A 24845-nucleotide genomic window follows, 5' to 3' on the forward strand; every position below is an offset into this window, starting at 1 on the left:
AGCAAATCCGGATCTATCCGCGCAATTCCGCCCGGAAACCATACCGGCTCACGGCGCCCGGCCCGAGCAGTTCGGAATAGGGCCGTTCAGCCAGATCGTCCGATCCACCCACTTCGGCCGCCGTGCCATGCCAGGGCTCGAGGCAGACAAAACCCGCGACGGACTTCGACCACAGCGCGAAATTGGGCAGGTTGTCCCAGGTGAAATGCACGCTCGGTCCCTTGTCCGGCCCGTAGCGCAGGCCCGCTCCCGCGCCGTCGGGAAACAGCATGGCGTCCTGGGCAAAGAGGTCGTGGCTGAGCTCCAGACGCCCGTGGGTAAAGGGCGAGGGTAACGCTTCGGGATGGACCAGCCCGCCCGAGAGCCTGTACAGCGCCGGCTCGGCGCCGTTCTCCAGCTCCACCGAATGCCTTTGCCCCCCCGCACCCGGGAGAGGCCATGCAAAGGCCGGGTGAAAGCCGATGCCGAACGGCATGATGCGATGGTCGCGGTTATGCACTTCGGCACTCACCACCACGGCACGGCCCTCGACCCGATGCTCGATATCGAGCTGAAAGTCGAACGGATACATCGCCTTGCTGGCTTCCGAAGCCGTCAACCGGTAGACGCACCGATCGCTTTCCTCCACGACCAGATCGAAATTGCTGCGCCGCGCGAAGCCGTGCTGGCTCATCTGGAAGCGCTCGCCTCCGACGCTAACCGTGTCGTTGGGCGCCTTGCCCACGATCGGAAACAGGATTGGCGATCGCCCGGTCCAGTAGGTCGCGTCGCCATGCCAGAGCCAGTGGCGGCCATCCCGGGTCTGGATCGACTGCATTTCTGCGCCGAGCGCTGCCACATCGACAGTGATCTGGTCATTGGCGATACGGGTCAGTTGCATGCGCCGCTCCGGGCCTGTGCTGGGGTTCGCACACTCTAGCCACTCCGCCTCACTGGGAGAACTCCTAAGTACGCCTCAGGTGAACAAGGCGATAAGGCGCTTTCGCCTCGCCTCTTGCCTGATGGCACGAACAAGGGCTATCGCCACCCTATGCCCGCGCAGTTGCCACCCCTTCCCATCGATGCCGCCCTGCCCGCTCTTCTGGCGGCGTTAACCGATGGCACGTCGGCGGTTCTCGTCGCCCAGCCCGGCGCCGGCAAGACGACGCGCGCGCCTCTCGCCTTGCTCAACGCCCCATGGCGCGGCGACGGGCGCATCGTCATGCTCGAGCCGCGCCGCCTGGCCGCCCGCGCCGCCGCGCGACAGATGTCTCGTCTCCTCGGCGAAGACGTTGGTCAGACCGTGGGCTATCGCGTACGCATGGAAAGCCGGGTGTCGGCACGCACCCGCATCGAGGTGGTCACCGAAGGCGTCTTTACCCGCATGCTGCTCGATGACCCCGAACTCACGGGCATTGCCGCCGTCATCTTCGACGAATTTCACGAACGCAGCCTCGATGCCGATCTGGGTCTCGCCCTCACGATAGATGCCCGCGCCCTTCGGCCCGACCTGAGGGTCCTGGTCATGTCCGCCACCATTGACGGGGCGGCGGTTGCGGGCCTGCTCGACCAGGCGCCGGTCATCGACAGTCCGGGTCGTACCTTTCCGGTCGAGACGACCTATGCCGAACCCGATCCGCTGCTGCGTCTCGAGGATCAGGTGGCGGCCGCGACACTGACTGCCTTGCGTGAGCATGAGGGTTCCGCTCTCGTCTTCCTGCCTGGTCAGGCCGAGATCGTGAGGGTCGCCGAACGTCTTGCAAGCCGCCTGCCACCCGATACCGACCTTGCGCCACTTTACGGGCAGCTGAGCCCCGCCGAGCAGGACCGCGCCATCCAGCCCGCTCCCCCGGGTCGCCGCAAGATCGTCCTTGCCACCTCGATCGCCGAGACGTCCCTCACCATCGAAGGCGTCCGTATCGTCATCGATAGCGGCTTCCGTCGCGTCCCGGTCTATGAGCCGGCGACCGGCATGACGACCCTGGCCACTCGCCGCGTGTCGCGCGCCGGCGCCGACCAGCGTCGTGGCCGCGCCGGTCGCACCGCACCGGGCGTCTGCATCCGGTTGTGGAACGGTGGCCAGACGGCGGCGCTCGAACCGTTCGAGACGCCTGAAGTCCTTGCTGCCGATCTCTCCGGTCTCGTGCTCGATCTGGCCGCCTGGGGCGTCACCGATCCCAAGGCCCTGCGCTTCCTCGATAAGCCACCACGGCCTGCATGGACCGAAGCGAGAGCGCTGCTGACCCGGCTTGACGCCATCGACGCATCCGGTCTGCTTACCCCTGCGGGAAAGGCGCTCGCCCGCCTGCCGCTTCACCCACGCCTCGCACACATGGTCATGGCGGGTGCCGGGGATGGCGATGCCCGCACCGCTGCGGACCTCGCGGTGCTCATCGGTGAACGCGGCCTCGGTGGTGATGACACCGACCTTGGCCGGCGCCTCGAGCGTTTCCGAGCCGATCGCTCCCGCCGCGCGGAAGACGCGCGGGCCCTTGCCGGCCGCTGGGCCCGGCTGGCTGGCGGTTCGAGCGGCTCAGACCTCCCGCCTGGACACCACCTCGCCCGGGCCTTCCCCGATCGTGTCGCCCAACCCGCCGGGCCACGCGGCCGGTTTCGCCTGGCCAATGGCCGGCAGGCCCAGCTTGATGAAACGCACACCCTGGCCGGTGCACCATTCCTCGTCGTCGCTGACTTGACCGGCAGCGCTGCCCACGGCCGGATACGGTCGGCCGCCGCGCTCGAGCCGTCAGACATCGAAACGCTGTTCGCCGGTCACATTGTCAGCGAGACAACCCTCGGCTTCGATAGCGCAACTGCCTCGGTGCGCGCGCGCCGCCAGCGTCGGCTCGATGCCCTTCGCCTCACCGACGAAACGGCGGCCGTCACCGATTTCGAGGCCGCTGCCGAACTTCTTGCGACGGCCGCCCTCAAAAACCCGGAAACCCTGCCCTGGAGCCGGGACCAGAAGGCCCTGCGCGCCCGGGCCACATTCCTCCATCAGACGCTCGGCGCCGACTGGCCGAACCTTTCGGACGCAGCTCTTGCGGGCGATCCCGCCTGGCTTGTGCCACATGTTCTGGGAGAGACGCGCCTTGCATCCCTCAGTGCCGAGCATCTTGGCGCCGCGCTCGACACACTGCTGCCCTGGGCCAAACGCCAAGAGATCGAAAAGCTGCTGCCCAGCCACTTTTCCGCGCCCTCGGGCAGCCATCTGCCCATCGACTATGGCGCTGAAAACGGACCGGCCCTCGAAATCCGCGTGCAGGAACTTTTCGGTCTCGACCGCCACCCCGCAGTCGCCAACGGCAAGGTTCCGTTGCTGCTCGTCCTGCTCTCGCCTGCCCATCGGCCGATCCAGACCACGCGCGATCTGCCCGGCTTCTGGCGCGGCAGCTGGAAGGATGTGCAGAAGGACCTCAAGGGCCGCTATCCCCGCCACCCCTGGCCCGACGATCCGATAGCGGCGCCCGCGACCAACCGGGCAAAGCCGAGGGGGACTTAGAGCAAACGCGGAGCCTCCTGTTCCTCTCCCCCTCGGGGAGAGGGTGGATCGGGCGCAGCCCGAGACGGGTGAGGGGGATGTCTCCACACGCGTGAAAACATCCCCCTCATCCGGCGCTACGCGCCACCGTCTCCCCTCGGGGAGAAGAAAAAGCCCCGGATCGTCATCCGGGGCCTTCATCATTCAGTCGGCATGAAATTCAGCGCCACGCCGTTGATGCAATAGCGCAGCCCGGTGGGCGGCGGGCCATCGGGGAAGACATGCCCCAGATGACTGCCGCAGGTCGCGCAATGCACTTCCGTGCGCACCATGCCATGCGAGCGGTCGGTCGTGGTCTCCACCGAACCCGGGATCGGGTCGTTGAAGCTGGGCCAGCCGGTGCCGCTTTCGAACTTCAGCGTCGAGGCGAAAAGCGGGGTGTCACAACCGGCGCAGGAGAAAGTGCCCTGGCGCTCTTCGTGCAGCAACGCGCAGCTGCCCGGCCGCTCGGTGCCGTGCTGGCGCATGATGTAATACTGTTCTTCGCTCAGCCGCTGCCGCCACTCGGCATCCGTCCGGGTCACGGGGAAAGCATGGGTGTCCATGGTATCACTCCTTTGTCGGGCTATCATTCGCACGAGATATAGGTTCAGTTACACCCCAATCCAGCGCGTGTTCTTCACGTTCCCCCGAACCGCTCATCGGCCCCATGACCACGATCACCTCGATAGACCAGCTCGAAGCGCTCTACCTTCCTGCCCCGGCGCCGGCCTCCACCACCAAGGTCGCCCATGCCATCACCCCGCACTACCGGCAATTGATCCAGGCCAGCCCCTTCGCAGCGCTCGCGACCGTCGGTCCGGAGGGTATCGACTGCTCGCCCCGCGGCGACAGGGCAGGCTTCGTGCGCATTCACGACGACCACACCCTGATGATGCCTGACCGGCGCGGCAACAATCGCATCGACAGCCTGCGCAACATCGTCCGCGATCCGCGCTGCGCCTTCCTGTTCCTCATTCCCGGCTCGGGCACGACCATGCGGGTCAACGGCCGCGCCCATCTCTCGGTCGATCCGGCGCTGCTCGACAGTTTCGCGGTCGAGGAAAAGGCGCCGCGCTCGGTCATCGTGCTGGCCATCGACGAACTCTATTTCCAGTGCGCCCGCGCCATCATCCGCTCCGAACTCTGGAACCCCGAGCGCCATGTCGACCCGGCGACCCTCCCCACGCCCGGCGAAATCCTCGCGTCGATGACCCAAAACCAGGTCGGCGGCGAAAGCTACGACAAGGCTTGGCCCGAGCGGGCAAAGCAGACGATGTGGTGAAAGGGACTCAATCTTCTTCCGGCGCCATCTGCACAGAAGGCTCCAGAGAGGGCGATGCCACGTTGGACGCCCGCTCGCGTAGCGGTGCTTCAAGTCAGAACGGGTCGAGGCCGGTGGCTCTTCGAGCACAGGAGCGGAGCGTACTGACGTACGTGAGCACCGGAGCGCAGAAGAACGCCGGGTGCAGACCGTTATCACTTGAAGAAAGATGGTGGGAGTAACAAGGATTGAACTTGTGACCCTTCGCGTGTGAAGCGAATGCTCTCCCGCTGAGCTATACTCCCACGTCGCCACTATCCCGCGAGGGACACTGACGAACCGGAAAGAGATGGTGGGCGTAACAAGGATCGAACTTGTGACCCCTACGATGTCAACGTAGTGCTCTCCCGCTGAGCTATACGCCCATCTCTCCGGGCCGGACTGGCTGCGCCGTTCCGGTGGCGCGGATAGACCATAAAACCCATTGGGGGGTCAAGACCCTTTGACGACGCCTTGGGGACAAATCGCTCCGCGTCATCAGTTTGTGGAAAACTTCGTCCCAATTATCCCGGCGTCGCGGCCGGAATCAGGCCGCCAGCAGGCGCTCCACCTCGTTGACGAGATCCTTGAGGTGGAAGGGCTTGGACAGGACGGACGCATCCTTGGGCGCGTCACTGTCCGGGTTGAGGGCCACCGCGGCAAAACCGGTGATGAACATCACCTTGAGATCGGGATCGAGTTCGGTCGCGCGGCGCGCCAGTTCGATCCCGTCCATTTCAGGCATCACGATATCGCTCAGCAGCAGCGAGAACGGCTCCTCGCGCAGCCGCTCATAGGCCGAAAGCCCATTGTCGAAAGACACGACCTCATAACCGGCATTCTTGAGTGCTCGCGTCAGGAACTGACGCATGTCGTTGTCGTCTTCGGCGAGCAGGATTCGCTTCATCATCTGGTCCTTGGCCGTTTCGGCAAGTGAGTCGGGGCTTTGGAGCGATGTTTATGCCAAGCCGCGCGTGACGCAACACTTAGCTGCCGGCCGCGGCCCGGTTTTCCGCGCTGTTCGCCAAAAAAGTGACAAACTGGACAATCCTTTCGCCGCGCGCCACACTTGGGCATCGGCGCCGAACTGCTTCGCGGCTCCCGGGTCGATGCGCAACACTTGCGTCAACAATCACAAATGGCGGGCAGCCGCCTGTTTGGGGGATCTGAGTGCGGTCCGACTATTGGGATCAACCGGCATTCGAAACCATACGACCCCGGCGGCTTGTCGCCCCCGTCGTTTTCAACTCGCCTCATTCCGGCCGCGTCTACCCCGAGCGGTTCCTGGCCATGACTCGGCTCGATCATCTTTCGATCCGCCAGTCCGAGGACGCCTTCGTCGACGAGCTCTTCGCGCGTGCGCCGCATCTGGGTGCGCCGCTGCTGCGAGCCCATTTTCCCCGCGCCTATCTCGACGTCAACCGCGAACCCTGGGAGCTCGATCCCACCATGTTCGTCGAGCCGCTGTCCGATCGCTTCAATACCACCTCGCCCCGCGTCGCGGCCGGCCTGGGCACGCTGGCGCGCGTCGTGGCCGAGAACAAGCCGATCTACCGCGAGCGCCTGACGCTGGATGATGCGCGCATGCGCATCGAGGGCATCTATCACCCCTACCATGCCGCACTGCAGAAGCTTCTGAGCGAATCCATGGCCGGCTTCGGCCTCGCCGTGCTCATCGATTGTCATTCCATGCCCCGGCTCGGGCGTCATGGCGAACGCGCGACGCCCGACATCGTTCTGGGCGACCGCTATGGCACCACCTGTGCCCCGGCCCTGGTCGATTTGGTGGAAACCGTCTTCACCTCCGCCGGCCTGCGCGTCGCGCGCAATCGCCCCTATGCGGGCGGCTTCTGCACGCGTGCCTACGGCCGGCCGCAGCATGGCGTGCATGCCCTGCAGATCGAGGTCAGCCGTCACCTCTACATGAACGAGGTCACGCTGGAGAAGAATGCCGGCTTCGAGATTGTCAGGGGCCTCATGGAGCGCCTGATCCTGACCCTGATCGGTCTCGACCTCGTGGCCCTCGCCGGCACCATCGGCGCCCCCGAACAACTGGCCGCCGAATAGTCCCGCAACAAAAAGGGGCCGCCCCCAAAGACGGCCCCAGTCAAGGGAGGAACGATGGTCACGCGGGCCCGGCGGCCTCATGCCTGAATGCCCGGTGACACACCATGCCCTTCCGAAATGACGGTATTTTTCCCGCGCCACAAGCGGCAAGCGGCCCGTCCACAGCAGATCAAACGGCCTTGTTGCAAAAATGAATCAGCGCGACGCAAGCAATCGGGCAGCAACGGGCCATTATTCCGCGCTTCATTTGCCCGTCATTTTCCATTATCTCCCGGCAATTCAATGCCTTGCTATCACCTCTGGCCGAAAGAACACCGATGAGCGCCTCCGATATCGATTTTTCCCGGATCGAGACCACGCTGCGGGCAGCTGGAGAGGCGGCAGCGCGCATGACCATGCCGCTCTTCCGCACGCCGCTCAGCATCGACAACAAGCTCGAAACCGGCTTCGATCCGGTCACCGAAGCAGACAAGGGCGCTGAAACCGCCATCCGCGCAGTGATCGCCGAGGCCTTCCCTGATCATGCCGTCATCGGCGAAGAATGGGGCACCACCGGCTCTGGCCGCTATAGCTGGATCATCGATCCGGTCGACGGCACCCGCGCCTTCATCTCGGGCGCACCGGTCTGGGGCACGCTGATCGGGTTCGCCGTCGACGGCGTCGCCGTGGCCGGCCTCATGAGCCAGCCCTTTATCGGCGAGGAGTTCCTCGCGGTCCCCGGACGCTCGACCTATCGCCGGGGCGGAGTGACCCAAACCAATCGCACCAGCGGCCAGACCGATCTGGCTCCGGCGCGGGTCTTCACCACCACGCCCAACCTGTTCAAGGGCCCGATCTGGAACAAGTGGCTGGCCATCGAAGGCGCGACGCGCCTGCAGCGCTTCGGCATGGATTGCTACGGCTATGCCCTTCTTGCCGCAGGCCACGCCGACCTGGTGATCGAGCCCTACCTCAACACCTATGATATCGCGGCCCTGGTGCCGATCATCCGCGAAGCCGGCGGCGCCATTTCCTGCTGGGACGGCTCCGAGCCGACCGGCGGCGGCAACGTCGTGGCGGCGGCGACCCCCGAGCTTCTCGACAAGGCGTTGAACCTCGTCAACGCGGCCTAGTTGAACGAAATCTTGGAAACGAAGCGCGGCCGATGCGCAGCCTGCGCGCCGAACGTGATGACGTCGAACCCGAACAGGTCCATGAACGCCCGGTGCGGCACGAAGCTTTCGGTCAGGAGCACCGAGTCGCCCTCGGCCACATCGGGCAGGACCGACATCGGCAGCGGCGTCGTCGGTACATTGGTGCCCGAGTTCTGGGTCCACTGCAGCACCATGCGTCCGCCTTGCTTGGCAATGCTGGACACCCGGATCCCACCGTCATTGGCAGTGGGCACCATCTGGCGGGTCAGCGTCATCATGGCGTCGAGCCTGGCCTGGGTCAGTGCGGGCTGGCGCGACAGCATATCGCCAACGGTGAACGTCGCCTTCTCCACGCTCTGCAGCGTCCGGAACAGGTCGAACAGGGTCACGGTCCCGATCAGCAGCAGCAGCAGCACCGGCACCAGCAGGGCGAACTCCACGATGGAGGCGCCCTTCTCGTTTTTGAGAAATCCGCGTCGCCGGGCCATCACGTTGGCTCGTTCATGAAGCCGGACTTGGCGATGATCCGCATGGCGCCGGACGCGTCCTTGGGCAATGCCAGGCCCAGGCCGAGGCCCGGGGTGAGCGGCGACACCACATAGCAGGCACGCACGAACATGATGTGGTCCCGGCCGCCATTGGTAAATCGCAATGTCGGCGCGATCGGGCTGTTTCGATTGACGCAGCGCGTGGTGTCGGCCGGATAGCCCGTCCCCTGCGGCGTAATCGGGAACAGCTCGAGCGCCATGGCCTGCTCGCAATTGTGCAGAACCATCGCCTTGGCGCAGACCCGCTGCCGCATGGCCTGTTGCGTCGGGTTGGCGAAACTGCCGACGCGCAACTCGCGAACAGTCTGGTCGAGCGCGCGGTCGAGCATGATGGTCTGCACCATGATCCAGCCCGCCTCGAGCGTCGAGCTGACCAGAACCAGCAGCATCGGCACCACCAGCGCGAATTCGATGGCAGCCGCGCCCGCGCGGTCGCCGATCAGCCGGCAGAGGATGCGCCTCGTCCACCTCATTGCGTCAGTTTCACTTTCTGGATGGCCGTCGCGATGGAGTTGAAGGCGCCCGCAATGTCGAGGCCTGCCACGTCGTAGTAGTGGCTGGCGCTCGAGGCACAGTTGCGCAGCTTGGTCTTCATGTCCCGCTGCGCCTGGTTGGCGTCGTTGAGCTGGAAGCCGATGGTGAAGACGAGCACCCCGTTATTCTTGGCGCGCGTGCAAACCGCTTGCAGGTGATTATTGGCCACGCCCGCGTCGTACCAGGTGTAGTTGCCGCGATCGCCTTCCGGATTACGCGGATAATCGTACTGGTTCGGACGCCGCTGATAGGTGATCTCACCGTCTGTCATCAGCACGATGACCTTGAGCGTATTGGGATCGTTGAACGGTGCCGGACGGTTCGCGAACTGGTTGGGCACCATCCCCGCTGCAGCAGCCTGGGCGATATAGGGCCGCAGCGCCGGTTCGAGCAGCATCATGCCCCAGTTCATGGCAATGGCACTGCCCGTACCGTCGGCCATGCGCATCGTGTCGATCTTGTTCTTGAGCACCGTCGGGTTGTTCGACATCACGCTGATCGCCGTCGCTTCGCTCGGACACCAGCCCCAGTCGAGGCCCGCTTCGTTGGTCGTGGCATGGTTCTGCGTGAAATGCGGCACCTGGCCACGCTGGTTGAAGGGGATCAACCCGACCCCGTAGTCGGTGGTGGCGAATTCCATGCACGATGAATGGTTGTGCCGGCGGGCGATGCCGATCCCGTCGAAAATCGTCGAACCGATATTCACCGAGCCGGCATAGGGCACGATACTGATTGTCGTGGTCGGCTGGTTTTCTGTTGTCAGGATGGTGTCGACAAAGGTCTTGGCGGCCGGGCGCAGCAGGCTGATGCGGGTCGGCGCGCTGGCCGGTTCCCGGAAACGCATCGAGCCCGACACGTCCAGCATGAGTGAGATTTCGACGTTGCTGCGCTTTTCCTGCGCGGTCGCGGCGACCACCATTGGCAGGGTGTGGATCCCTATCAGCGGCAGGAAGCCCGCCGTCATGTCGTAGCTCGCCTTGACCTTGATCGTTCGCACGTTGAGCGAGACGGTATAGTCGTAGTCGAGGTCGACATCCTCGATGAACGCCAGACTTTTGAGATAATCCTGGACAGTGGTCTCGACGGGCACCGTCTGCCGGAGCGACGCTGCCGCGAGCACCGCGCGGTCGACGCCGTCCTGCAGCTGCGCTCGATGCGCCTCGTAGCGCGCCAGATCGGTAGCGCCACCCGCCAGGACCAGCATGGGCAGGATCAGCAGGGCGACGATAATGGCAACATTTCCGCCGCCGTCGCGACGGAACTGGTCGATTAGTCGCTTCACTGCCTTCAGGCTCCCCCCCGGCCATCCTGGCCTGGGCGGAACCCTAGGGGCTTGTGCTTACCAAAGGCTTAGCACCACGCAAGCGGCCTCGATTACCGCTTCAGCTGCTTTGCTGGGTAATGAAGGCATCGAATGCCGCGAGCACCTGACCGCGCACGCTGTCGTTTTCCATGAACATTTCGTGCCGCGCCCCGGCAATCATCATGTGGCGCCCGGTGCGCAGCCTCAGGCCCAGTTGCTCGATGGCGGGGGTCGACACGATCCGCTCGCGCGCCGCGGCCAGGATCAGAAGTGGAATCCGGATTTCGCCCGGAAAACGTTCGTGCCGTGTTTCGAGCATCGCGCGCATCGACGCGGCCAGCCACCGGAAACTGGGCGACCCGAGGTAAAGGCTGTCGTCGGCCCGCACCGTGTCCACCATGCGCTTGTAGCGCAGCATGTCCGAGGTCAGCGGATTGTCCGGATACATGGCCTCGTCGGGCCGCCTGTCCACGCGGCGTTTAAGCGGTAAGCGCCCCAGCCCCACGAAGCTCGCGGTTTCCGCGATGGCGGCCATCCGCCCCAGGCTCTCGTCCATGCCATGAAGCCCCACCATCGGGGCGCTCAGGAACACCCGGTCGAACATCATCCGGTCTCGCGCTGCGGCGAACAGGCTGGCCAGCCCACCCATGGAATGCCCCACGAGGTAGAACGGCCCCGGACAGTCGGGCAGCAGGATTTCGGCGTGGAAACTCCGCAGATCGGTCCAATAGTCGTCGAACCGGTCGACATAACCCACCGTCCTGTCGCCGATCAGCCGGTCCGAACCGCCCTGCCCGCGCCAGTCGAAGGTGGCGACGGCAAAGCCGCGGCGGCGAAAGTCGGCGATGGTCTCGAAATACTTCTCGATATATTCGGTCCGCCCGTGCACGAGACACACCGTGCCGCGCTGTGGCCCTTCCGATTTCAGCCACCGCGCATAGCGCAGCCGCACCTTGTCCGACGTGGTGAAATACCCGACCCGCGCCCCCTCGGGCACCGGGTTGCTCGGAATGGAGACCAGCTTGGGTCCATTGGGGTCGATCTGGGCGTTCAAGTCGCGGCCTCGCATATTTGGCTGGTGCGACCATAATCAGGGCTGAGCGGTAAAGAAAAGCCAGCAGCCGGTGAAGGCTGCTGGCTTCCATGTCTGCGCGGTTCCATGCGGGGGGCGGGTTGAAGGAACCGTCAGGGGCTGTGAACTCCCGAACCGGATCATTCCGGCCGCGTCCACATGCCCCCTTCTACGCCGCCCCACCTGAACCAGGATGGACCCGGTTGTTCATAATCGGTTCATGAACGCGATTGTCCGCCCTCTTGAACCCGGTTTGGTGTCACCTACATCTGTTTGGTCCGCCGCAAGGAAGCGGGGACACCGGCCCTGACAGCTCGACATTCGCCACGCTTTTGGGAATGTCTCGCAGGCACCGGTCGACATCAACCACGTTGCTCATCTTGGAGAATGTGACAAATGCAGACCTTTGATTTCTCGCCCTTTTATCGCTCCACCGTCGGTTTCGACCGCGTCTTCAACCGCCTCGACACCCTCGGCGCGCAGGAGACCAAGACCTACCCGCCCTACAATATCGAGCGCACCGGCGACGATGCTTATCGCATCTCCATCGCCGTAGCCGGGTTCTCCAACGGCGACATCGCCATCGAGACCAAGGAAAACAGCCTCGTGGTCAAGGGCGCCAAGCCCGCCGAGAGCGCTGATGCCAAGCGCGAATTCCTCCATCGCGGCATTGCCGAGCGCGCCTTCGAGCTGCGCTTCCAGCTGGCTGACTATGTCGAGGTCCAGGGCGCCAATCTCGAAAACGGCCTGCTGCATCTCGAACTCAAGCGCGAACTGCCCGAAAGCAAGAAGCCGCGCACGATCCAGATCAACGGCGGCACCCCGACGATCGAGGACAAGTCGGTGAACTAACCAGGAGCCGGCGCTAAGCGCAAAATCGCTCCGGTGGAGCGATTTTATGCGGCTGGGCCATGAGAGCTGCGCTCGAATGGCATGCTCAGACTTTGAAATGACAAGGCGCGGTCCACAAGGGCCGCGCCTTTGCTTTGAGCGCGTCGGATTCGCCCCCAACGCATGTCACAAGCGGAACGACTCCCAATCGCCATCAGTTGAAGAAGCACGCGGCAAGGCCGCCATTCCTCAACCCCAGCGTCAGGACACTTCCCATGAAGACCCCGTCTATCGACCTCAAGTCCAATGCCAAGTCGGCCGTCATCGACATTCTCAATGCCCGCCTCGCCGACAGCATCGACCTCGCGCTCGCCATCAAGCAGGCCCACTGGAACCTCAAGGGCCCCAATTTCATCGGCGTCCATGAAATGCTCGATCCGATGCGCGCCGCGGTCGACGATCACGTCGATATCGTCGCCGAACGCATTGCCCAGCTTGACGGCACGCCGCTTGGCACCAGCCAGGTCGTTGCTAAGGCCACCTCGCTCGACGCCTATCCGACCGAGATCAAGAAGGTGCCCGATCATCTCGCCGCCCTTGCCGAGCGCTTCGCCAAGCTGGCCAATCAGGTGCGCGAAGACATCGACGCCACGGACGAAGCCGGCGACGCCGACAGCGCCGATATCCTGACTGCCTTTTCCCGCGAGCTCGACAAGGACCTGTGGTTCATCAAATCGCATCTGGAATAGGACTTTTGACCATCCGGTCCAGTTTCGGGGCGTCCATCCGGGCGCCCCTTTGACTTTCCCGCGCCATCTCCTATCATCTCCTATCGCTTTTCGCGCCAATTCCTATTTTTTGTGTCGGAATGGCGGCAAAACTGCTTGCCCGCAGTTTTGAATTATGCAAATGTGAAGCGGTTAGGGCAGCATATCTGTCCTATCTGACGCGTCGCCCCGCTCTCCGCGGCCAGCGCGCACGCTGGTCCGGCTGGCCCGCTTCAGGTGAGCGGAAACGGATAGGCGGGGTGGGTACCACCCGAATTATGAGCGGCCATTTGGATGCAGTGCCGCTCCCCAAGCATGGATGCATTTGCGAATGCGAGCCGTACTGTGTAGTACGACCCGGCTGAGCACTGCGCCCGAGAGGACCACATGCATCCGCCCGGCCGGCCCCCCGGCACCATCAGGATGCGCAAGACGAACCATTGAGCCCCATGCGGGCGCGAACAGAACGAGGTTGAGCCATGGCAAACGTACGGACCGGAATTCCCGCCCAGACGGAAAAAGCCAACCGCAAAACCCTGATTCTCGACGGCGTCCGCGTCAGCGCAGATGATCGCGTCCGCGTCGAGGGCCGCCCGCGCGCCCAGGGTCTTTATGATCCCGCGCACGAGCACGATGCCTGCGGCATCGGCATGATCGCCAATATCAAGAACAAGCCCAGCCACGAAGTGGTCGAGAAGGGTCTCGAAATTCTCGAGAATCTCGAACACCGCGGCGCCGTGGGTGCCGACCCGCTGATGGGCGACGGCGCCGGCATCCTGGTGCAGACCCCCCATGCCTTCTTCGGCAAGGTCTTGCCCTTCGCCCTGCCCGAAAAGCACGCCTACGCAGTGGCGATGGTTTTCTACCCCAACATCATCGCGCTGCGCGACCGCTGCGCCGAAGTGGTGCGCCGCTGCCTTGCGCAGGAAGGCCTGACGCTTCTGGGCGAACGCGTCGTTCCCTTCGACAATTCCAAGCTGTCCGAGGGCGTCATCGCCACCCAGCCGATCATCGAGCAGATGGTCATCGCACGCCCTGAGGGCCTCAGCCTCGACGAATTCGAGCGCAAGCTGCTCATCGTGCGCAAGGTCATTTCCAACACCGTCTACAAGGAAGTGCCCGAGAGCGACAGCGACAACGGCTTCTATGTCGTCTCGATGTCGGCCCGCACGCTGGTCTACAAGGGCATGTTCCTGGCCTACCAGCTAGGAGCCTTCTATCCCGACCTCAGCGACCCGGATTTCGAGAGCGCCATCGCCCTCGTGCACCAGCGCTTCTCGACCAACACCTTCCCGTCCTGGAAGCTGGCCCACCCCTATCGCATGACCACCCACAATGGTGAGATCAACACCATCCGCGGCAACGTCAACTGGATGGCGGCCCGCCAGGCCTCGGTCTCCTCGCCCAAGTTCGGCGACGACATCACCAAGATCTGGCCGATCTCCTATGAAGGCCAGTCCGACACCGCCTGCTTCGACAACGCGCTCGAATTCCTGGTGCGTGGCGGCTATTCGCTGCCCCATGCGGCCATGATGCTGATCCCCGAGGCGTGGGCCGGCAACCCGCTCATGGATGAAGAGCGCCGCGCCTTCTACGAATACCATGCCGCGCTCATGGAACCATGGGACGGCCCCGCCGCCATGTCGCTCTCCGACGGCCGCTATGTCGTCGCCACGCTCGACCGTAACGGCCTCCGGCCCGCGCGCTACCTCGTCACCAAGGAAGGCCATGTCGTTCTCGCATCCGAATCCGGCGTGCTCGACATTCCGGACGAGGACATCGTCGAGCGCTGGCGCCTCCAGCCCGGCCGCATGCTGCTGATCGATCTCGAGGAAGGCCGCATCATTTCCGACGAGGAAGTGAAGAAGGCGCTCGCGACCAAGAACCCCTATGCCGAATGGCTGGCCCGCTCGCAGATCGTGCTCGAGGACCTCCCGGCCACCGAGCCGCAGGCGCCCAAGAGCTCGGAATCGCTGCTCGATCGCATGCAGGCCTTCGGTTACACCCAGGAAGACATCAAGCTCCTGATGGCGCCGATGGCCACAACAGGCCAGGAAGCCGTCGGCTCGATGGGCACGGACACGCCCATTTCGGCGCTCTCCAACAAGTCGAAGCTTCTCTACACCTATTTCAAGCAGAACTTCGCGCAGGTCACCAACCCGCCCATCGATCCGATCCGCGAGGAATCGGTGATGTCGCTGGTCAGCTTCATCGGCCCGCGTCCGAACATTCTCGATCTGGAAGGCTCTTCGCGCGAAAAGCGGCTCGAAGTGCGTCAGCCCATTCTCACCAACGAGGATCTCGAAAAGATCCGCGGCATCGGTGACATGGCCGACAACCAGTTCAAGACCATCACCATCGACATCACCTATCCTGCCGCCGCGGGTGCGGCCGGCATGGAAGCCGCGCTCGATAGCATCAGCCAGCAGGCCGAAGCCGCCATTGCCGGCGAATACAACATCATTATCCTCAGCGACCGGCTGGTCGCGGCCGACCGCATCGCCATTCCGGCGCTGCTCGCCACCGCCGCCGTCCATCACCACCTGATCCGCAAGGGCCTCCGCACCTCCTCGGGTCTTGTGGTGGAAACCGGCGAAGCCCGCGAAATGCACCATTTCGCCATGCTGGCCGGCTACGGCGCCGAGGCGATCAATCCCTACCTGGCCTTCGAGGCACTCGCTGCGCTCCACGCCGAAGGCGAATATCCGCCCGAGGTGTCGGCCGACGAAGTCGTCTACCGCTACATCAAGTCGGTCGGTAAGGGTCTCCTCAAGGTCATGTCCAAGATGGGCATTTCCACCTACCAGTCCTATTGCGGCGCCCAGATCTTCGACGCCATCGGCCTCAACACCGATTTCGTGAAGAAGTTTTTCTTCGGCACGGCGACGTCCATCGAAGGCGTTGGCCTCACCGAAGTCGCCGAAGAAACCGTCCGCCGCCACGCCGACGCCTTTGGCGACGATGTCGTCTTGCGCAAGGCGCTCGATGTCGGCGGCGAATATGCCTATCGCATCCGCGGCGAAAAGCATGCCTGGTCGCCCGACGTGGTCGCCGATCTGCAGCATGCGGTGCGCACCGCCGAGGAAAGTCCCGAGACCGCTCAGGAACGCTACGACAGCTTCGCTGCCCGCGTGAATGCCGGCGAAAACGGCTATCTCTCGATCCGCCACCTGTTCGACATCAAGCCCGTCGGCCCCGCCGTCGCCCTCGATGACGTCGAGAGCGCTGCCGACATCGTCCGGCGCTTCGTCACTGGCGCCATGTCCTTCGGCTCCATCAGCCGCGAGGCCCACACGACGCTGGCCGTCGCCATGAACCGCATCGGCGGCAAGTCGAACACCGGCGAAGGCGGCGAGGAGCCCGATCGCTACAAGCCGCTGCCGGACGGGTCCAGCAACCCGCTGCGCTCGGCCATCAAGCAGGTCGCCTCCGGCCGCTTCGGCGTCACCACCGAATACCTGGTCAATTCCGACCAGATCCAGATCAAGGTCGCGCAGGGCGCCAAGCCCGGCGAGGGTGGTCAGCTGCCCGGCCACAAGGTCGACTGGATCGTCGCCAAGACCCGTCACTCAACGCCAGGCGTGGGCCTTATCTCCCCCCCGCCGCATCACGATATCTATTCGATCGAAGATCTGGCCCAGCTGATCTACGACCTCAAGAACGTCAACGAGGCCGCCGATATCTCGGTCAAGCTCGTGTCCGAAGTGGGCGTTGGCACGGTTGCAGCCGGCGTCGCCAAGGCGCGCGCCGACCATATCGTGATCTCGGGCTATGATGGCGGCACCGGCGCTTCGCCGCTGACCTCGCTCAAGCATGCCGGCGGACCGTGGGAAATCGGCCTGGCCGAAACCCACCAGACCCTGGTGCTCAACCGCCTGCGCAGCCGCGTCCGCCTGCAGGTCGATGGCGGTCTCAAGACCGGCCGCGACGTGCTGATCGGGGCTCTGCTCGGTGCCGACGAGTTCGGCTTCTCCACTGCCCCGCTGATCGCGGCCGGCTGTATCATGATGCGCAAGTGCCATCTCAACACCTGCCCGGTTGGCGTCGCCACCCAGGACCCGGTGCTGCGCAAGCGCTTCAAGGGCACCCCCGAGCACGTCATCAACTACTTCTTCTTCGTCGCCGAAGAGCTGCGTGGCCTTCTGGCCGGGCTGGGTGCGCGCACCCTCAACGAACTGGTCGGCCGCTCCGACCTGCTCGACCAGCGCCGCGCCGAGGACCACTGGAAGAGCTTCGGGCTCGACCTCGCCAAGGTCTTCTACAAGCCCGAACCGTTGGGCGGCGACACGCTGTTCCACTCCGAGACGCAGAACCACCATCTCGAATCCGTGCTCGATCGCAAGCTGGTCGAACTGGCCGCGCCGGCGCTCGAACACGGCAAGGCCGTACAGATCGATCTGCCTATCCGCAGCCGCGACCGCTCGGCCGGTGCCATGCTTTCAGGCGCCCTGGCCCGCAAGTATGGGCATGCCGGGCTTCCGGAGGACACCGTCTCGATCACCCTGCGCGGCACGGCGGGTCAGGCCTTTGGCGCCTTCCTTGCCAAGGGCATTTCGATCGACATGATCGGCGACGCCAATGACTATGTCGGCAAGGGTCTTTCGGGTGGCCGCATCGTCGTGCGCCCCTCGGACAAGGTCGGCATCGTCCCGGAAAACTCGATCATCGTCGGCAACACCGTGCTCTATGGCGCTACCGCCGGTGAGCTCTATGCCCGCGGCGTGGCCGGCGAACGCTTCGCCGTTCGCAATTCCGGTGCCATCGCCGTCGTCGAGGGCACGGGTGATCACGGCTGCGAATACATGACCGGCGGCCTCGTCGTCGTCATCGGCAAGACCGGCCGCAACTTCGCGGCGGGCATGTCCGGCGGCGTCGCCTACGTGCTCGACGAGGACGAAAGCTTCCGTTCGCGCTGCAACCTCGCCATGGTCGATCTGGAACCGGTGCAGGAGGAAGAAGACCTCATGCGCAAGCTCCACCACCACGGCAATGACCTCGAATGGCATGGTCGCGTCGACATTTCCGGCGACATGACCAAGCATGACGACGAACGCCTGCACCAGCTCATCTCCAACCACCTGCACTACACGGGGTCGACCCGCGCCAAGCATATCCTGGAGAACTGGGCCGAGATGCGTCCGAAATTCGTAAAGGTCATGCCGCTCGAATATCGCCGCGCCATCCAGGAGATGGAAAAGAAGCGCGCCTCCAACCCGCATGTGGCGGCTGAGTAGGCCCTTCTTCTCCTCCCCGCTGGCGGGGGAGGCCGGGAGGGGGCGGGGCAACAGGACCCGCTCTCTCAGTTGAGATCAATTCCGCGCATTGCGCGACTTAGGGGAGACAAGCATGGGTAAGGTCACAGGCTTTCTCGAAATCGAACGTGAGGAACCGCGCTACGAGCCGGCTTCCGACCGCATCCGTCACTTCGGTGAATTCACCATCCCCCTCTCCGAAGGGCGCGTGGTGGATCAGGCCGCACGCTGCATGGATTGCGGCATCCCGTTCTGTCACGGCGATACCGGCTGCCCGGTTCACAACCAGATCCCGGACTGGAACGACCTCGTCTACAATGGCGACTGGGAGGAGGCTGCCCGCAACCTTCATTCCACCAACAATTTCCCCGAATTCACCGGCCGCATCTGCCCCGCTCCCTGCGAGGAAGCCTGCACGCTCAACCTCGAGGACGTGCCGGTCGCCATCAAGACCGTCGAGCAGGCCATTGCCGATCGCGCCATCAAGTCTGGCTGGATCAAGCCGCAGATTCCCGCGGTCAAGACCGGCAAGCGCGTTGCCGTGGTGGGCTCGGGCCCTGCCGGCCTCGCCGCCGCCCAGCAGCTGGCCCGTGCCGGACACGATGTGCACCTTTATGAACGCGAGCCCAAGGCCGGCGGCCTGATGCGCTACGGCATTCCTGACTTCAAGATGGAAAAGGAACACATCGACTTCCGCGTCGAGCAGATGGAAGCCGAAGGCGTAACCTTCCACTATGGCGTCAATGTCGGCGTCACCAAGCCGCTCTCCGACCTGCAGCGCGACCACGATGCCGTGTTGCTCGCCGGCGGCGCCGAAAAGCCGCGCGATGTCGATGTTGAAGGCAAGCAGTTTGCGGGCGTGCATTTTGCCATGCCGTTCCTCGTGCAACAGAACCGCCGTGTCGGCGGCGAGGACGTCTCGGGCGAATTCCAGCTCTCGGCCGCTGGCAAGCATGTCGTGGTCGTGGGCGGCGGTGATACCGCGTCAGACTGCGTGGGCACCAGCTTCCGCCAGGGCGCCATCGCCGTCACCCAGCTCGACGTGCGCCCCATGCCGCCCGAGCTCGAGAACAAGCTGACCAACTGGCCCAACTGGGCGGTCAAGATGCGCACCTCGTCCTCCCAGGCCGAAGGCGCCATCCGCGAATTCTCCGCGGGCACGATGAAGATCGTGGGCGATGCCAAGGGTCACGTGACGGGCGTCGAATGCGCCCGCGTCGATCGCAAGCGTCAGGCCATTCCGGGCACCGAATTCATCATCAAGGCCGATATCGTCCTGCTCGCCATCGGCTTTGCCGGTCCGGTTCAGGAAGGCATGCTCAATGAGCTCGGTGGCCAGTATGACAAGCGTGGCAATCTGTTTGCCGATACCCTGAGCTACAAGACCTCGGTTCCCAAGGTCTATGCCGCCGGTGACATGCGCCGCGGCCAGTCGCTCGTCGTCTGGGCCATCCGCGAAGGCCGCCAGGCCGCCCGCTCCATCGACTTCGACCTCATGGGCAAGACAGCGCTTCCTCGATAGGCCGGCGCACCCCCACCCAACCTCCCCCTGAAACAGGGGGAGGAGCGACCGGTGCGTGCCAAACATCTGCAGTTAAACGCGATGCGCCCCTCCCCCTTCTATAGGGGGAGGTCGGGTGGGGGTTGTTTGATTTGATGGGGTCTTCACCTCACTCCACGAACAACCCTGCCTCCAGCGCCGCGTCCATGAACGCCACCCACGCCGTCTCGACGCTCGCGCCTTCCATGGCCGCAAGGCAGAGCTCGCTGGCGATCTTGTGCTTGTCGGTGCGATCGCCCGGCCAGTCCATCAGAAGGAAATTGCGCGCCTGCGTAGGCGTGCGGATGACGAGGAGTTCATCCGCGCTGCGAACCGTTATTGGCCGCTCCCAGGTGTGAATGGCGTCGAGCATGGGCTGAGCTCCTGTCTGCGTGCTCCTGCCAACGGTGCCCGCTTCGCGAAGTTCCTCTTGTCCATTCGCTCGCCCGGTGCTTCAACAGCAGCCGCAATTCTCCCGGCCGAGTCTCCATGCCCCAAGCCCCCTACGTCGTCGACCAGCTGATCTCCGCCAAGGCGATTGCCGCCCGCGTCGAGGCGCTCGCCGCCGAGATCACCCAGACCTTCAGCGATACCGACAAGCTCGTCGTCGTCGGCCTGCTGCGAGGCTCCTTCATCTTCATCGCCGACCTCGTGCGGGAGATCGATCTGCCGGTGGAAGTGGATTTCCTCGAAGCCTCGTCCTATGGCGATGCGATGGAATCCTCGCGCGAGGTGCGCATCCTCAAGGACCTGCGCGGCGAGATCGCCGGCCGCGACGTCCTCGTGGTCGAGGACATCATCGACACCGGGCATACGCTCAAGCACGTGCTCGAAATCCTCGAGACGCGTCATCCGCGCCGCATGGAAGTCTGCGCCCTCCTCAACAAGCCCAGCCGCCGCGAGGCCGAAGTCCCAGCAAAATGGATCGGCTTCGACATTCCCGACGAATTCGTCGTCGGCTACGGCATCGACTACGCCCAGCGCAACCGCAACCTGCCCCACATCGGCAAGGTGCGGTTTGTGGATGAACAGCCTTAGCAAGCACCGGGTCCTACATCACCGCCCCGACCTGCCAGGGCACGAACTCGTTGTCGCCATAGCCCAGCGCTTCCGACTTGGTTTCCTCGCCCGAAGCCACGCGCAGCATGAGATCGAAAATCTCCTGCCCCTTGGCCTCGATGCTCACACCCTCGACGATATCGCCGCAATTGATGTCCATGTCCTCGGTCATGCGCTGATACATGTCCGAATTGGTGGCGAGCTTGATCGAGGGCACCGGCTTGCAGCCATAGGCCGAGCCGCGCCCGGTAGTGAAGGCCAGGATATTGGCGCCACCGGCCACCTGCCCTGTCGCCGACACCGGGTCGAAGCCGGGCGTATCCATGAACACGAACCCCTTTTCCGTGACCTTCTCGGCATATTCGTAGACCGCCGTCAGTGGCGTCGTGCCACCCTTGGCCGCCGCACCGAGCGACTTCTCGAGGATGGTCGTCAGCCCACCCAGCTTGTTGCCGGGCGAGGGATTGTTGTTCATCTCGCCCCTGTTACGCCGCGTGTAGTCTTCCCACCAGTGGATGCGCTCGATCAGCTTCTCGCCCACGTCGCGCGATGCGGCGCGCCGCGTCAGCAGATGCTCCGCCCCATAGATTTCCGGCGTCTCCGAAAGAATGGCCGTACCGCCATTGCGCACCAGGATATCCGCCGCAACGCCGAGCGCCGGGTTGGCGGTAATGCCCGAATAGCCGTCCGATCCCCCGCATTGCAGGGCCAGCGTCAGGTGGCTGGCATCCACCGTCTCGCGCCGTGCCGCAGCCGCGATCGGCAGCATCTCCTTGACCTTCTCGACACCCCACTCGATCATCCTGCGCGTGCCGCCGCGCTCCTGGATCGTCATGGTCTGGAAGGTCTCGCCCTCCTCGATGCCGTAGAGCTCCTTCATCCGGCCGATCTGGAACACTTCGCATCCCAGGCCCACCAGCAGCGCCGCGCCCAGATTGGGGTTGGACGTATAGCCCCACTGCGTGCGCTTCAGAATATCGAAGCCTTCGCCCCGGCTTTCCATGCCGCAACCCGTGCCGTGAACGAAGGGCACGACACCGTCGATCTCCGGATAATCCTCGAGCAGGCCCGAGCGATTGACCGCATCGGCCACGAACTTGGCCACCGTCGCCGAGCAGTTCACCGAGGTCAGGATGCCGATGTAATTGCGCGTCCCGACCGTGCCGTTCGCCCGCTTGTAGCCCTGGAACGTCGCTCGTTGCGCCGGCGGCAGGAAATCCACCGGCACCGCGCCTTCGGCAAAGGCATAGTCATGCGTCAGCGTGCCGTCGGGTCCGCCCATGCCGCAATTGTGCTCGTGCACCCAGTCGCCCGGAACGATTGCCTCGCTCGCAAAGCCGATGATCTGCCCGAACTTGACCACCGCCTCGCCCGCCCCGATCGGTCGCGTCGCGAACTTGTGCCCGCGCGGCACGCGGCGCACGATGGAAACGCCCTGCGCGGTTTCCGTTCCGACGTCGAGATTGGCCAGCGCCACGGCGATATTGTCGGCTGCATTCAGAACCAGCGTCTTGCCTTGCGGCGGGGTCAGGATGTCATTCATCGCTCAGGGCCTTGGGTCAGGTAAGGGTGCTTTACGCCTTTGGAAATTCCCCGCAGATTGCGCCCGCAATCGGAGGGACCGGCATTGTCATTCAGCGCTCGACTAACTAACATGTTAGCATGAAAACGGAAGTCGGTCCTTATCAATTTCTAGGCGCAGCAGGCGATTTCTCGCGCGGCACCGTCACGGTCGATGTCACCAATGCGCTGCGCCATGCCATCGTGACGCTGGCGCTGCCCCCCGGCACCGTGCTCGACAAGACGGCCATCTGCGCCCAGCTCGGGGTCTCCCGTTTCCCCGTCAGCGAGGCGCTGGCGCGGCTGGCCGATGAGGGCTTGGTCGATATTCTGCCCCAGCGCGGCTCCATCGTCTCCCGGGTCAAGATCGCCGACGTCCGCGAATACATGCTCATTCGCAAGGGTCTCGAGAGCGAGGCGCTCCGCGTGCTCATCGGCCGGCACGATGCCGACGCCATCGAAGCCCTGCATGCCAACATGGCCGCCCAGCGCGATGCAGCGGCCCGCGACGACGCCGAAACCTTCCACCAGATCGACGTCGATTTCCACGACATCATCTTCCGCTCCCTGCGCATGACCAAGGTCAAGTCGATCATCGACAAGGCTCGCGCCAATCTCGACCGCGCCCGGCGCCTGATCATCACGCCACGCCGTCTCAACCATACCATCGCCGAGCATCAGGCCATCTTCGATGGCATCCTTGCGCGCGACACCCAACAGGCCATGACGGCGATCCGGGCCCATATCGATGCGGTCATGGTCGAACTCTTCGCCTTCGCCCAGGCCCATCCGTCGCTGTTCGCCGACGGCCACGATTTCACCGCCGAGGACAACGACTTTCCCTTCGGCTAGCGAGAAACGGATCATGCTGAAAAACATTCCCGCCCTACTGGGGCCTGAGCTGCTCTCGACCCTGCGCGCCATGGGACACGGCGACGAACTGGTCATCGCCGATGCCAATTTTCCGGCCGAGTTCCTGGGTCCGCTGGTGATCCGCGCCGATGGCATCACAGCCACGGCCATGCTCGATGCCGTCCTGACGCTGCTCCCACTCGATCAGTTCGTCGATGAAACCGCCATCGGCATGCAGGTGGTCGGCGAGCCGGCTGCGCGCCAGCCCATCGACGACGAGTTTGAAGCCATCATCGCCCGCCACGAACCCGAAAAGCACTATTCCAAGATCGAGCGCTTCGCCTTCTACGACCGCGCCCGCAAGGCCGCCGCCGTCATCCAGACCGGCGAAACCCGCCTCTATGGCAATATCATCCTCAAGAAGGGCGTCATCCGCCCCACGTCTGCTGAATTCTCGGAGAGACCACAATGAAACTGCTTCGCGTTGGCGCCAAGGGCGCTGAAAAGCCCGCAATCTTTGCCGCCGACGGCACGATCCGTGATCTCTCCGGCGTCGTGCCGGATATCGCCGGGGCGACCCTGCTGCCCGAGGGCCTGGCCAGGATAGCAGCGACAGACATCGACACCCTGCCACAGCTTTCGGCGTCCGAGCGGATCGGACCCTGCGTGGGCAATGTCGGCAAGTTCATCTGCATCGGCCTCAACTACGCCGATCACGCTGCCGAAACCGGCGCCAAGATCCCCGAGGAGCCGATCATCTTCATGAAGGCCACCAGCGCCATCATCGGCCCCAATGACGACGTGATCATCCCAAAATACGCCATCAAGCCCGACTGGGAGGTCGAGCTGGCCGTGGTCATCGGTAAGGAGGCCCGCTACGTCGAGGAGGCCGACGCGCTCGACCATGTCGCCGGCTACTGCGTCTGCAACGACGTCTCCGAACGGCACTTCCAGACCGAGCGCGGCGGCACCTGGGACAAGGGCAAGGGCGCCGACACCTTCGGGCCCATCGGTCCCTGGCTCGTCACCCGCGACGAAGTTCCCGATCCGCAGAACCTCAAGATGTGGCTCGAAGTCGATGGCAAGCGCTATCAGGATGGCTCGACCACGACGATGATCTTCGGCATCGCCAAGATCGTTTCCTACGTCTCCCACTTCATGAGCCTCCAGCCCGGCGACGTCATCACCACAGGCACGCCCCCCGGCGTCGGCATGGGTGTCCGCCCCGAGCCCGTCTGGCTCAAACCCGGCAATGTCATGCATCTGGGCATCCAGGGTCTGGGCGAACAGCGGCAGAACGTGAAGGCCTACTCGGCCTGAAATCTCCACCTCCTTCATAAGGCCTGACCTTCCTCCTCCTCCCCCTCCTTAAGGGGGAGGCCGGGTGGGGGTGCACCCAACACCACCACCGATCCGTCCTCGGGCTCGACCCGAGGACCACGCGCAGCACCCACCAGATTGCAAATGACCCTCGGATCAAGTCCGGTGGCTGCCCAGCGGGGGTGAAACCTCTCCTTGCCCCCAC

21 protein-coding genes and 2 tRNA genes are annotated in these 24845 nt (G+C 64.2%); 12 read left to right on the forward strand and 11 right to left on the reverse strand.

Annotated elements, in window-relative coordinates:
* Positions 1-13 precede the first annotated feature (13 nt).
* Positions 14-880 (reverse strand): aldose 1-epimerase family protein, encoded by an 867-nt coding sequence (locus CCK88_RS12075; RefSeq protein ID WP_086470661.1) that lies wholly within the window; start codon positions 878-880, stop codon positions 14-16.
* Positions 881-1030: 150 nt separating this feature from the next.
* Here CCK88_RS12075 and hrpB point away from each other — a divergent pair, with 150 nt between their 5' ends.
* On the forward strand, positions 1031-3481 hold the full coding sequence (hrpB, locus tag CCK88_RS12080; protein ID WP_086470662.1) for an ATP-dependent helicase HrpB: 2451 nt from the start codon (positions 1031-1033) through the stop codon (positions 3479-3481).
* Between the two features lie 179 nt (positions 3482-3660).
* On the opposite strand, the gene msrB is transcribed toward hrpB, so the two are convergent.
* Complete coding sequence (gene msrB, locus CCK88_RS12085) at positions 3661-4065, reverse strand: peptide-methionine (R)-S-oxide reductase MsrB (protein ID WP_086470663.1); 405 nt, start codon at positions 4063-4065, stop codon at positions 3661-3663.
* A 104-nt stretch (positions 4066-4169) separates the two neighbouring features.
* On the opposite strand from msrB, the gene CCK88_RS12090 reads away from it, so the two are divergent.
* On the forward strand, positions 4170-4784 hold the full coding sequence (locus CCK88_RS12090) for a pyridoxamine 5'-phosphate oxidase family protein (RefSeq protein WP_086470664.1): 615 nt from the start codon (positions 4170-4172) through the stop codon (positions 4782-4784).
* 209 nt (positions 4785-4993) lie between these two features.
* On the opposite strand, the gene CCK88_RS12095 is transcribed toward CCK88_RS12090, so the two are convergent.
* From CCK88_RS12095 to cpdR, 3 genes are all read right to left on the reverse strand, one after another.
* Positions 4994-5068 (reverse strand) — tRNA-Val (locus CCK88_RS12095).
* A 45-nt stretch (positions 5069-5113) separates the two neighbouring features.
* Positions 5114-5188 (reverse strand) — tRNA-Val (locus tag CCK88_RS12100).
* Between the two features lie 161 nt (positions 5189-5349).
* Positions 5350-5709 (reverse strand): cell cycle two-component system response regulator CpdR, encoded by a 360-nt coding sequence (gene cpdR, locus CCK88_RS12105; protein WP_046105558.1) that lies wholly within the window; start codon positions 5707-5709, stop codon positions 5350-5352.
* Between the two features lie 263 nt (positions 5710-5972).
* Between cpdR and CCK88_RS12110 the strand changes: the two genes are divergently transcribed.
* Together CCK88_RS12110 and CCK88_RS12115 are read left to right on the forward strand one after the other, a co-directional pair.
* Positions 5973-6869 carry an N-formylglutamate amidohydrolase gene (locus CCK88_RS12110; protein WP_170926450.1) on the forward strand — a complete coding sequence of 299 codons (897 nt, stop codon included), beginning with the start codon at positions 5973-5975 and terminating at the stop codon, positions 6867-6869.
* Positions 6870-7186: 317 nt separating this feature from the next.
* Complete coding sequence (locus CCK88_RS12115; RefSeq protein ID WP_086470665.1) at positions 7187-7981, forward strand: inositol monophosphatase family protein; 795 nt, start codon at positions 7187-7189, stop codon at positions 7979-7981.
* On the opposite strand, the gene CCK88_RS12120 is transcribed toward CCK88_RS12115, so the two are convergent.
* The 4 genes from CCK88_RS12120 to CCK88_RS12135 form a co-directional block, all read right to left on the reverse strand.
* Positions 7978-8490: a TadE/TadG family type IV pilus assembly protein gene (locus CCK88_RS12120; protein ID WP_086470666.1), complete on the reverse strand. Its 513-nt coding sequence runs from the start codon at positions 8488-8490 to the stop codon at positions 7978-7980. The two genes, CCK88_RS12115 and CCK88_RS12120, sit on opposite strands and share 4 nt — an antisense overlap.
* Positions 8490-9023, reverse strand: a complete 534-nt coding sequence (locus CCK88_RS12125) for a TadE/TadG family type IV pilus assembly protein (RefSeq protein WP_086470667.1) — start codon at positions 9021-9023, stop codon at positions 8490-8492. The genes CCK88_RS12120 and CCK88_RS12125 overlap by 1 nt, the downstream gene beginning before the upstream one ends.
* On the reverse strand, positions 9020-10366 hold the full coding sequence (locus tag CCK88_RS12130) for a pilus assembly protein (RefSeq protein WP_086470668.1): 1347 nt from the start codon (positions 10364-10366) through the stop codon (positions 9020-9022). Before CCK88_RS12130 ends, CCK88_RS12125 begins: the two co-directional genes overlap by 4 nt.
* A gap of 100 nt (positions 10367-10466) precedes the next feature.
* On the reverse strand, positions 10467-11441 hold the full coding sequence (locus CCK88_RS12135; protein WP_170926451.1) for an alpha/beta fold hydrolase: 975 nt from the start codon (positions 11439-11441) through the stop codon (positions 10467-10469).
* 414 nt (positions 11442-11855) lie between these two features.
* Between CCK88_RS12135 and CCK88_RS12140 the strand changes: the two genes are divergently transcribed.
* The 4 genes from CCK88_RS12140 (at position 11856) to CCK88_RS12155 (ending at position 19831) form a co-directional block, all read left to right on the forward strand.
* Positions 11856-12311: an Hsp20 family protein gene (locus CCK88_RS12140; RefSeq protein WP_086470670.1), complete on the forward strand. Its 456-nt coding sequence runs from the start codon at positions 11856-11858 to the stop codon at positions 12309-12311.
* 254 nt (positions 12312-12565) lie between these two features.
* Positions 12566-13039, forward strand: coding sequence for a DNA starvation/stationary phase protection protein Dps (dps, locus tag CCK88_RS12145; protein ID WP_086470671.1), 474 nt, complete (start codon positions 12566-12568; stop codon positions 13037-13039).
* Positions 13040-13536: 497 nt separating this feature from the next.
* Positions 13537-18291, forward strand: a complete 4755-nt coding sequence (gltB, locus tag CCK88_RS12150) for a glutamate synthase large subunit (protein ID WP_086470672.1) — start codon at positions 13537-13539, stop codon at positions 18289-18291.
* A gap of 112 nt (positions 18292-18403) precedes the next feature.
* Positions 18404-19831, forward strand: a complete 1428-nt coding sequence (locus tag CCK88_RS12155; RefSeq protein WP_086470673.1) for a glutamate synthase subunit beta — start codon at positions 18404-18406, stop codon at positions 19829-19831.
* Positions 19832-19979: 148 nt separating this feature from the next.
* Here the strand turns inward: CCK88_RS12155 and CCK88_RS12160 are convergent, their stop codons facing one another.
* Positions 19980-20222 (reverse strand): DUF982 domain-containing protein, encoded by a 243-nt coding sequence (locus CCK88_RS12160; RefSeq protein WP_086470674.1) that lies wholly within the window; start codon positions 20220-20222, stop codon positions 19980-19982.
* A 116-nt stretch (positions 20223-20338) separates the two neighbouring features.
* Between CCK88_RS12160 and hpt the strand changes: the two genes are divergently transcribed.
* A complete protein-coding gene (gene hpt, locus CCK88_RS12165) occupies positions 20339-20887 on the forward strand; it encodes a hypoxanthine phosphoribosyltransferase (protein WP_086470675.1) in 549 nt (182 codons plus the stop codon).
* A 13-nt stretch (positions 20888-20900) separates the two neighbouring features.
* On the opposite strand, the gene CCK88_RS12170 is transcribed toward hpt, so the two are convergent.
* Positions 20901-22451 carry a UxaA family hydrolase gene (locus CCK88_RS12170; RefSeq protein WP_086470676.1) on the reverse strand — a complete coding sequence of 517 codons (1551 nt, stop codon included), beginning with the start codon at positions 22449-22451 and terminating at the stop codon, positions 20901-20903.
* Between the two features lie 119 nt (positions 22452-22570).
* On the opposite strand from CCK88_RS12170, the gene CCK88_RS12175 reads away from it, so the two are divergent.
* Genes CCK88_RS12175 through CCK88_RS12185 form a run of 3 tightly spaced genes read left to right on the forward strand, consistent with a single transcriptional unit; the run spans position 22571 to position 24640 of the window.
* Positions 22571-23320: a GntR family transcriptional regulator gene (locus tag CCK88_RS12175; protein ID WP_086470677.1), complete on the forward strand. Its 750-nt coding sequence runs from the start codon at positions 22571-22573 to the stop codon at positions 23318-23320.
* 13 nt (positions 23321-23333) lie between these two features.
* The gene (locus CCK88_RS12180; RefSeq protein ID WP_086470678.1) at positions 23334-23792 is read left to right on the forward strand and encodes an RbsD/FucU family protein; all 459 of its coding nucleotides are present in this window, start codon (positions 23334-23336) and stop codon (positions 23790-23792) included.
* Entirely contained in the window at positions 23789-24640 is an 852-nt protein-coding gene (locus CCK88_RS12185; protein ID WP_086470679.1) for a fumarylacetoacetate hydrolase family protein, read from the forward strand. Before CCK88_RS12180 ends, CCK88_RS12185 begins: the two co-directional genes overlap by 4 nt.
* Positions 24641-24845: the final 205 nt, after the last annotated feature.

The organism is Devosia lucknowensis, assembly GCF_900177655.1.
Classification (GTDB): Bacteria; Pseudomonadota; Alphaproteobacteria; order Rhizobiales; family Devosiaceae; genus Devosia; species Devosia lucknowensis.

Coding starts and splice junctions, on each gene's coding strand:
- CCK88_RS12170 (WP_086470676.1), bottom strand. CDS start 22,451: ATGAATGACATCCTGACCCCGCCGCAAGGCAAGACGCTGGTTCTGAAT.
- CCK88_RS12160 (WP_086470674.1), bottom strand. CDS start 20,222: ATGCTCGACGCCATTCACACCTGGGAGCGGCCAATAACGGTTCGCAGC.
- CCK88_RS12155 (WP_086470673.1), top strand. CDS start 18,404: ATGGGTAAGGTCACAGGCTTTCTCGAAATCGAACGTGAGGAACCGCGC.
- CCK88_RS12125 (WP_086470667.1), bottom strand. CDS start 9,023: ATGAGGTGGACGAGGCGCATCCTCTGCCGGCTGATCGGCGACCGCGCG.
- CCK88_RS12115 (WP_086470665.1), top strand. CDS start 7,187: ATGAGCGCCTCCGATATCGATTTTTCCCGGATCGAGACCACGCTGCGG.
- CCK88_RS12140 (WP_086470670.1), top strand. CDS start 11,856: ATGCAGACCTTTGATTTCTCGCCCTTTTATCGCTCCACCGTCGGTTTC.
- CCK88_RS12075 (WP_086470661.1), bottom strand. CDS start 880: ATGCAACTGACCCGTATCGCCAATGACCAGATCACTGTCGATGTGGCA.
- msrB (WP_086470663.1), bottom strand. CDS start 4,065: ATGGACACCCATGCTTTCCCCGTGACCCGGACGGATGCCGAGTGGCGG.
- hrpB (WP_086470662.1), top strand. CDS start 1,031: ATGCCCGCGCAGTTGCCACCCCTTCCCATCGATGCCGCCCTGCCCGCT.
- cpdR (WP_046105558.1), bottom strand. CDS start 5,709: ATGAAGCGAATCCTGCTCGCCGAAGACGACAACGACATGCGTCAGTTC.
- CCK88_RS12090 (WP_086470664.1), top strand. CDS start 4,170: ATGACCACGATCACCTCGATAGACCAGCTCGAAGCGCTCTACCTTCCT.
- hpt (WP_086470675.1), top strand. CDS start 20,339: ATGCCCCAAGCCCCCTACGTCGTCGACCAGCTGATCTCCGCCAAGGCG.
- CCK88_RS12175 (WP_086470677.1), top strand. CDS start 22,571: ATGAAAACGGAAGTCGGTCCTTATCAATTTCTAGGCGCAGCAGGCGAT.
- gltB (WP_086470672.1), top strand. CDS start 13,537: ATGGCAAACGTACGGACCGGAATTCCCGCCCAGACGGAAAAAGCCAAC.
- CCK88_RS12185 (WP_086470679.1), top strand. CDS start 23,789: ATGAAACTGCTTCGCGTTGGCGCCAAGGGCGCTGAAAAGCCCGCAATC.
- CCK88_RS12120 (WP_086470666.1), bottom strand. CDS start 8,490: ATGGCCCGGCGACGCGGATTTCTCAAAAACGAGAAGGGCGCCTCCATC.
- dps (WP_086470671.1), top strand. CDS start 12,566: ATGAAGACCCCGTCTATCGACCTCAAGTCCAATGCCAAGTCGGCCGTC.
- CCK88_RS12180 (WP_086470678.1), top strand. CDS start 23,334: ATGCTGAAAAACATTCCCGCCCTACTGGGGCCTGAGCTGCTCTCGACC.